8 protein-coding genes are annotated in these 7,044 nt (G+C 42.6%); 2 read left to right on the top strand and 6 right to left on the bottom strand.

Annotation, left to right across the window (positions count from 1 at the left end; translation table 11 throughout):
• Positions 1–73 precede the first annotated feature (73 nt).
• Together BV372_RS27440 and BV372_RS27435 are read left to right on the top strand one after the other, a co-directional pair.
• Complete coding sequence (locus tag BV372_RS27440) at positions 74–358, top strand: element excision factor XisH family protein (protein ID WP_256973484.1); 285 nt, start codon at positions 74–76, stop codon at positions 356–358.
• Positions 346–669, top strand: a complete 324-nt coding sequence (locus tag BV372_RS27435) for a XisI protein (protein WP_086689645.1) — start codon at positions 346–348, stop codon at positions 667–669. Before BV372_RS27440 ends, BV372_RS27435 begins: the two co-directional genes overlap by 13 nt.
• A gap of 265 nt (positions 670–934) precedes the next feature.
• On the opposite strand, the gene BV372_RS27430 is transcribed toward BV372_RS27435, so the two are convergent.
• The 6 genes from BV372_RS27430 to crtH form a co-directional block, all read right to left on the bottom strand.
• Positions 935–1,201 carry a type II toxin-antitoxin system RelE/ParE family toxin gene (locus tag BV372_RS27430; protein ID WP_086689644.1) on the bottom strand — a complete coding sequence of 89 codons (267 nt, stop codon included), beginning with the start codon at positions 1,199–1,201 and terminating at the stop codon, positions 935–937.
• On the bottom strand, positions 1,198–1,425 hold the full coding sequence (locus BV372_RS27425; protein WP_086689643.1) for a hypothetical protein: 228 nt from the start codon (positions 1,423–1,425) through the stop codon (positions 1,198–1,200). Before BV372_RS27425 ends, BV372_RS27430 begins: the two co-directional genes overlap by 4 nt.
• Positions 1,426–1,574: 149 nt before the next feature.
• On the bottom strand, positions 1,575–2,921 hold the full coding sequence (locus BV372_RS27420; RefSeq protein WP_086689642.1) for a serine hydrolase: 1,347 nt from the start codon (positions 2,919–2,921) through the stop codon (positions 1,575–1,577).
• A 383-nt stretch (positions 2,922–3,304) separates the two neighbouring features.
• Positions 3,305–4,000 carry a type 1 glutamine amidotransferase domain-containing protein gene (locus BV372_RS27415; RefSeq protein ID WP_256973483.1) on the bottom strand — a complete coding sequence of 232 codons (696 nt, stop codon included), beginning with the start codon at positions 3,998–4,000 and terminating at the stop codon, positions 3,305–3,307.
• Positions 4,001–4,060: 60 nt separating this feature from the next.
• A complete protein-coding gene (locus BV372_RS27410; protein WP_086689641.1) occupies positions 4,061–4,909 on the bottom strand; it encodes an aldo/keto reductase in 849 nt (282 codons plus the stop codon).
• A 308-nt stretch (positions 4,910–5,217) separates the two neighbouring features.
• Positions 5,218–6,720 (bottom strand): carotenoid isomerase, encoded by a 1,503-nt coding sequence (crtH, locus tag BV372_RS27405; protein WP_086689640.1) that lies wholly within the window; start codon positions 6,718–6,720, stop codon positions 5,218–5,220.
• Positions 6,721–7,044: the final 324 nt, after the last annotated feature.

The following is a 7,044-nucleotide window of genomic DNA, read 5'->3' as shown; positions in this document are numbered from 1 at the left end:
ATAAATTGTTGAGGGGTGACAAGCACACATCATTCGATAACCCGCAACTTGGGTTAATACTATTAATGGTAGCTTGATTGGGGCTGAAAAAAACAATAGCCGGATTGCAATAGAGATTAAAGAATTTAGAGCTAAATCAATAATTAAAGATTTAGAGCAAGCAATTGGACAGTATGTTTTATATAGATTACTTTTGCAGAAAGTAGATTCAGGACGTGATGTCTACTTAGCGATTAGTGATACTCTTTATGAAGATTTTTTTCAGGAACCAATAGGTGAGCTTGTAATTAACGAGCTACCATTAAAAATGATTATTATAAATTTACAAAGGGCTGAAATAACAAAATGGATAAGCTAAATAGGTATCGTCAAATAATTAAGGACGTAATAACTCAATACTCAAAACTCAGACCATCACATGGCAATATCAGGTTAGATACTATTTTTGATGAATCCCAAGATAGATATGCATTGATGCAAGTAGGATGGGACAGAGAAAAACGAGTCAGAGGTAATTTAATTTACGTAACCTTATTAGGAGAAAAAGTTATTATTGAGTACGATGGCATGGAATCAGGAATTACTCAAGATTTAATCGATACAGGTATTCCAGAAGAAGACATTATTTTAGCTTTTGTATCCCAGCAAGATAGTCGCATTCCCGCTTAAAAACAGAAGAGGATAATCGTAGGTTGAGCTTACTGTGTGAGAACCCAACCTACCCCAGGAAATGTTGAGTTCCTTGCAAGAAGCCTCTCTGCGTCTACGTTCCTCAAACGCCACTTGCTCGATTGTTGAGAAACCGCAAGGGCGCATTGGCTCACCAACCTACATAGGTTAAGGTTTTTGACGCTCACTCAACTGTATTGGATTTAAGCCAAGATAAGATTCTAATATTGCTTAATATCTATTAATGTAGAAGCTATCTACTTTGTCAACTATCATCTTTATAAACGTCGCTACGATGCCCTACTTTAATCACGGTGACTAACAAAAAATCATCTTCTATTTCATAAATAACTCGGTAATCTCCTACTCGAATACGATAGGAATGAGCATCACCTTGTAATTTTTTCACACCTATTGGACGAGGTTCTATTGCTAAATTTAGAATTTTTGAATCGATTCGTTCTTTAATATCTGTTGGTAGTTTCTTAAGTTGTTTAATTGCACCTCTAGAAAATCTAATTTGATAAGTCACGCACTTTCTCTCTTATATTCGTCCATATATTCATCCCAAGACACTGTACCGTTAATACGTATATCTTCCCTAGCTTCTTTGATAGCTTTTAAATCCTCTTCATCCTCTTCATCATCATTTTTTTGCAAAAAAGCATAAATTTCATCAAGCGTACTGTCGTATGCTTGATTTAACAGTAAGTTGATAGCTTTAATTAATTCTTCTCTTTCGTGTTCAGTTTTCATTTTTATATCTCTTCCAAAGTCTCTAACGGTTTAATCAAATGGTTAAACCAATTACAATTAACATTAACGAAATTGACTTATACAACAAATAGTAAGGTGGGCATTGCCCACCCTACATTTATACTACAACTGGTTTATTACTGAATGTTCTAGAAATTCCCGTTGTTAGAAGAACCAACCGCAGCCACAGGATTTGGCTGATTGAGGTAATTGTAAACAAGCTGGGAAACCTGGCGAATAAAGTCTCTACCTCGAGAATCTTTATAAGGACGTTTTACAAAGATAGCTGCTAGGTAACGCTTACCATTTGGCATAGTAACAAATCCTGCATCGCCAATGAGAAAACCGATATCTCCAGTTTTATTGGCGATAACTGCGCCTTTCCCTAAACCTGCGGGAAGCAGAGTGTGAATACTCGTGTGACGCAGAATATCCAAAGCTTGCTCTTTGCTTGAGGGAGAAACTAATTTGTTATTTACTAACAAAGCCAACACTCTCGCCATGTCTTGAGAACTGGTGGTGTTGGTTCCTCTCAAATCAGCTAACAGACGCCTAATTACCGTGTCTTTCAGTCCCCAACTGCGGAAACGCTGATTAAGTTTAGCCGCCCCACCCAAGTGATCGATAATCATGTTGGTGGCGGTATTGTCACTAATAGTCACCATTTTAGTGACGGTTTCTAAAGCCGAGTATTTCTTACCAACTCGCTCATACTGCATCACGCCAGAACCGTTGGTTACCAAGTCACGGCGCATCGTCAGCTTTTCATCTAACCTGACTTTACCAGCGTCTAAATCCTGAAAAAAGGCAATGAGAATTGGCAGTTTAATTGTACTGGCTGCTGGGAAAACGCGATCGCCTCCAATATCCAAATAATTCCCAGTATCCAAATCTAGGAAAAACATCCCTGTTTGCAGAAAACTGTAGCGATTCATCAAGGCTTTAATCTGAGGTTCTAAAGCCTTCATTGATGAATTCAAGGGTACAACACCCGCAAATAAATTCCTGTTATTAACTGTTGGCGGAGTGCTGGGTTGCTCTGTAGTAACTACTGGTGGAATACTTGGCGGAGTTACTGCCATTCTAACTAGTTGGGGTAACTGCACAGACCAATGATTGGGAGATTCTTCTTGCAGCTTAACTTGCGCTAGATCTAAGGTGTAACCGGGCGCTAAGGTAATTAGAATGCGGGTAGTATTGGCACCAAACTGTCCTATCTGAATTTGTTGAGTTACTGGCCCTATTCTTTGACTTACTTGGGGATATCCAAGGGTAACTCCTGGCAAATCAATGGCTAGACGAGTAGGATTAGCCAGCAGTTGGACTCTTGGTTGCACATTTTCATCTGTGGTGAAGTCCAAATGATTGCGATTACTATCAAAATGCCAATTGGCGACTGTAGCGGCTTTCACAGTTGAACCAACCAACAAGGTACTTAAAAAGCTGGCTAATATCCAGCTTGTTTTGACAATATTTTTTTTGTGTGTGAGTCGCATTAGTTAAAACTATCCGTGAGTTGAAGATTAAGTAATTAACAACAAGTATTGGTTACAAAAATATAAAACTGACAAACCGTCAGAGATTATATACTGCCGCGATAAATTTACAAGTAGCGATCGCCAATTCCGGATAGATTTAAGAAAAAATTTGATGAACTTCAAAATTACTTTCCCGTGAAAAATAATCCCGATTTGAAAAAAGAATGCGGCACATCGATAAAACCCCTCGCCAACTGTGTACCACAACTTCTACCGCCTCAAGCACCAAGCTTTGTGATTACCCGTATCTTGTAAATCTCCCGCTTCGTTGCCATCCCGCCTGAGAATCAATTCCAGGGCGAGATGGCGGTCAGCATACAGGAGTAAAAGCTTTCGTCTAGTTAGCGCATCAGTGGTTGCAACTGTTGCAAAAGCAGTTTTGCTCCGGGTTCAGAAGAAGCGGGATTTTGACCAGTAATCAAATTGCGATCGCTCACCACATAAGGCTGCCAGTTATCGGTCTTGGAATACTTGCCACCGTTGTTTTTCAACTCGTCTTCTACCAGAAAAGGCACGACATTGCTTAGCCCAACTGCCGCTTCTTCTGAATTTGTAAAGCCGGTCACAGACTTGCCTTGTACCAGGGGAGCGCCATCAGCAGTTTTGGTATGGCGCAATACGCCGGGAGCATGACAAACTGCGGCCACAGGCTTTCCAGCCGCATACAAAGCTTCAATTAAAGCAATAGAATCTGGATCTTCAGCCAGATCCCACAAAGGCCCGTGACCGCCAGGATAGAACACAGCATCGTAATCGTCGGCAGATACAGTCGACAGCTTGAGCGTGTTTGCTAAAACCGTTTGCGCGTCCGTATCTTGCTGAAAGCGAAGGGTTGCCTCAGTTTGCGCATCTGGCTCATCGCTTTTGGGGTCAAGTGGCGGTTGTCCACCCTTGGGAGAAGCCAGGGTAATTTCTGCGCCTGCATCTTTGAATACGTAGTAAGGAGCAGCAAACTCCTCTAACCAAAACCCGGTTTTTTTACCCGTGTTGCCAAGCTTGTCATGAGAAGTCAATACCATCAAAATTTTCATTGTCATCTCTGTTGTTTAGCTCATCTGGAATATCCGTTCTACAGCAATGATTGCAGATAATGATTGTTATCTCATTGCCAGTGTCGTCTTCTTGTGTGGCGGTGGAAAGGCTAGGTCAAGTTCCGCTAAATCTTCATTTGTCAGCGTTAATTCCAAAGCCGCGCGATTCTCCCGGAGGTGCGCTGGATTGCTGGCTTTCGGGATGGCGATAATATCCTTTTGGTGCAGCAGCCATGCTAAAGCCACTTGGGTTGGTGTAGCGTTATGACGTGCGGCGATCGCTTTGAGATGAGGATTTTGCAACATCCCTCCTGGTTCGCGCGGTGCTTGCTCTATTGGGGAGTAAGCCATGATAGGAATGCTACGATCGCGGCACCAAGGAAGCAGGTCCCACTCGATGCCACGCTGCATCAAGTTATATAGCACCTGATTGGTGACAATTTCGTCGCCACCGCGTAAGGCGATCGCATTTTCCATATCATCAAGATCGAAGTTGCTGACGCCATAATCCCGGATGTCCCCCGCTTTTTTGAGTAATTGAAACGCTTCCAGTGTCTCTGCTAATGGCACCGATCCGCGCCAGTGAAGCAGATAGAGATCGAGGTAATCGGTCTTGAGCCGCTTAAGGCTGCGCTTGCAAGCTTCAACAGTACCCCGCCGTGTCGCATTGTGCGGATAGACCTTGCTGACCAGAAAGACCTCATCACGGCGTCCGGCGATCGCCTCACCAACCACTTCTTCTGCACCGCCTTCGCCATACATCTCTGCTGTGTCGATCAGCGTCATCCCCAGATCTAATCCGAGACGCAGTGCTGCTATCTCGGCTGGTCGCTGAGTCCGCTCCTCTCCCATCCTCCATGTTCCCTGCCCTAACACAGGAATTTCTCTTCCCGATGGTAAGCGCAATAGTCTCATCTTTGGGACTCTCCTATAGTCTTGTTCTGTTTGACCACACGAGCGTGCTAAGTACTGAGGAGCCAGTTGTGTGGGCGGTCTTTTAACTCAGCACTCTTCATTGCGATCGTTGTAGCTTTCCAGAAAAATTTTCTGTTCCTTTGGTTGGATTGTGTCGTTACCCTAGGGAGGAAATCATTTCGATTTTATGAGAGAGAAATTATTTTTTCTAGACAGCTAATCACGGGAAAATCCTACAACCAAGGGGTGAAAATCCTTCTTCCCCTGTTCCCTGTTCCCTGTTCCCCATTTTCAAGACAAGCATTAGCTTACAATCCCAAATCTACGGCAATTCTATGGGCACAGGCAAAGCCAGAAAATGCTACCGCATTCAATCCTTGACCAGGAAAGGTACTATCCCCTACACAGTACAATCCCGGAATCGCCGTGCGATTAAATGGCATCCCCAACAACCCGCGTAACTTGCGCCGGGGAATTGGCCCGTAAGTGCCATCTTCTCGTCCCAAAAAGCGGCGATGGGTGCGGGGCGTCCCCACCTCTAAATAATCCAATCCCGCATCCAAACCGGGAAAAATCTGCTCTAATCGCTCAATAATTCGCCATGCTGCTGCTTCTTTGCTTGCTTCATACTCAGTCTCGCTCATTCCCTGCCAATTATCTATCCAATCAGGTGTAAAAGCATGAATGATGTGATATCCCGCAGGAGCTAAATCTGGGTCAAGCAAAGTGGGAATCGAAACAAAAACTGTACCTTGTGCTGCTGTCATTTGCTGCCAATCTTCGAGCAATATATGATGGCACTCTGTACCCTGAGGTAAAACTGACTTTTCAACGCCCATGTGCAAACTCAAAAAACCGGGTGATTTTTCGTAATTTTGTTGCCATTTTTTCTCATTAGATGGCATTGACTCTACAGGTAATAATTTTTTAAAAGTATCCCAGCGTGTAGCGTTAGAAACTATGCGTTTACCCCGATAGACTTGACCATTAGCTAGCTGCACGCCTACAGCTTTTCCGCGTTCAGTAATGATTTTCGTTACTCTTGCTTGATATTGAATTTTACCGCCAGCCTTTTCTAAACCAGCTACCAATGTTTGAGCAATTCTTCCTACCCCACCTTTAGGGTAATTAACTCCGCCATAGTGCCTATCAGAAAAAACCATGCCAGCATTAATCATTGGTGTCATGTTAGCTGGAACTACCGACCAGCAGTAACACTCCATATCAATAAATTTCAATAACTGGGGATCTTTGATGTAGCGCCGCGCCACGTCACCAACATTTTGCGGTAAATACTTGGCTAAACCAAGACAAGCTAAAGGATGCTGCAAAAATACCCGCAGCAAATACCGAGGTTCTTCTAGTGACAGCAAATCCATACTGTTGAGGCAATTAAAAACTTGCCAGCATTCGTCATAAAAACGACGAATCCCTTTTTCTTCATGAGGGAAATAAGCAGTAAGATTTTGCAAAAAATTTTCATAAACCCGATCAACTTTCAAATCTAAATTGTCGGGAAGATGGTAGTGAATCTGCACCGGATCGGCAATTGTCTCTAAACTGGTATTCACAGCATCAAGAGCACGGGTGAGTAAATTTGTGCTGCCATTCTGCCCCATGCCAAAAATCATTGAAGCTCCCACATCAAAGCGATAGCCCTGCCGTTCAAAATAACCCGCACTACCACCTGGTATCAAATAACTTTCTAGTACCAGCACTTTAGCTCCCTTTGCTGCTAGCTGGGTTGCTGTCACCAATCCACCAATCCCAGAGCCAATGACAATTACATCAAATAAGGAACTAGAAGTCATAAAAAATCTAAAATTCAAAATTTAAACTGCAAAATCGAAAAACTTAATCTTTGGTAGCAACCTGACAACTTCTACTGAGCAAATTCAAAGATTGTCAGCAGATACTCAGGAGCCGCATCAGATTTTCTAAAAAATTGTAGCGTATATTACTTTTATTACAAAATATAATACGTAACCGATTTCGTATCTTCGGGTCGCATACATTCAACAGCTAAAATACCTATCAAAATTTAATTGACTATAGGATTCCTATTTGAGTTTAAGAAGAAGACCTATCTTTTTTCCTGTTGCCCGTTCCCTGTTCCCTGTTCCCTATAAATTTTG

Source organism: Nostoc sp. T09 (genome assembly GCF_002154695.1).
Taxonomy (GTDB): Bacteria; Cyanobacteriota; Cyanobacteriia; order Cyanobacteriales; family Nostocaceae; genus Aulosira.
Note: the sequence above shows the minus strand (reverse complement) of the source record. Positions and strands in the feature narration are given on the sequence as shown.

Excerpts from the sequence above, each read along its gene's own strand:
- BV372_RS27435 (WP_086689645.1), top strand. The coding sequence starts at position 346 with ATGGATAAGCTAAATAGGTATCGTCAAATAATTAAGGACGTAATAACT.
- BV372_RS27425 (WP_086689643.1), bottom strand. The coding sequence starts at position 1,425 with ATGAAAACTGAACACGAAAGAGAAGAATTAATTAAAGCTATCAACTTA.
- BV372_RS27420 (WP_086689642.1), bottom strand. The coding sequence starts at position 2,921 with ATGCGACTCACACACAAAAAAAATATTGTCAAAACAAGCTGGATATTA.
- BV372_RS27415 (WP_256973483.1), bottom strand. The coding sequence starts at position 4,000 with ATGACAATGAAAATTTTGATGGTATTGACTTCTCATGACAAGCTTGGC.
- BV372_RS27410 (WP_086689641.1), bottom strand. The coding sequence starts at position 4,909 with ATGAGACTATTGCGCTTACCATCGGGAAGAGAAATTCCTGTGTTAGGG.
- crtH (WP_086689640.1), bottom strand. The coding sequence starts at position 6,720 with ATGACTTCTAGTTCCTTATTTGATGTAATTGTCATTGGCTCTGGGATT.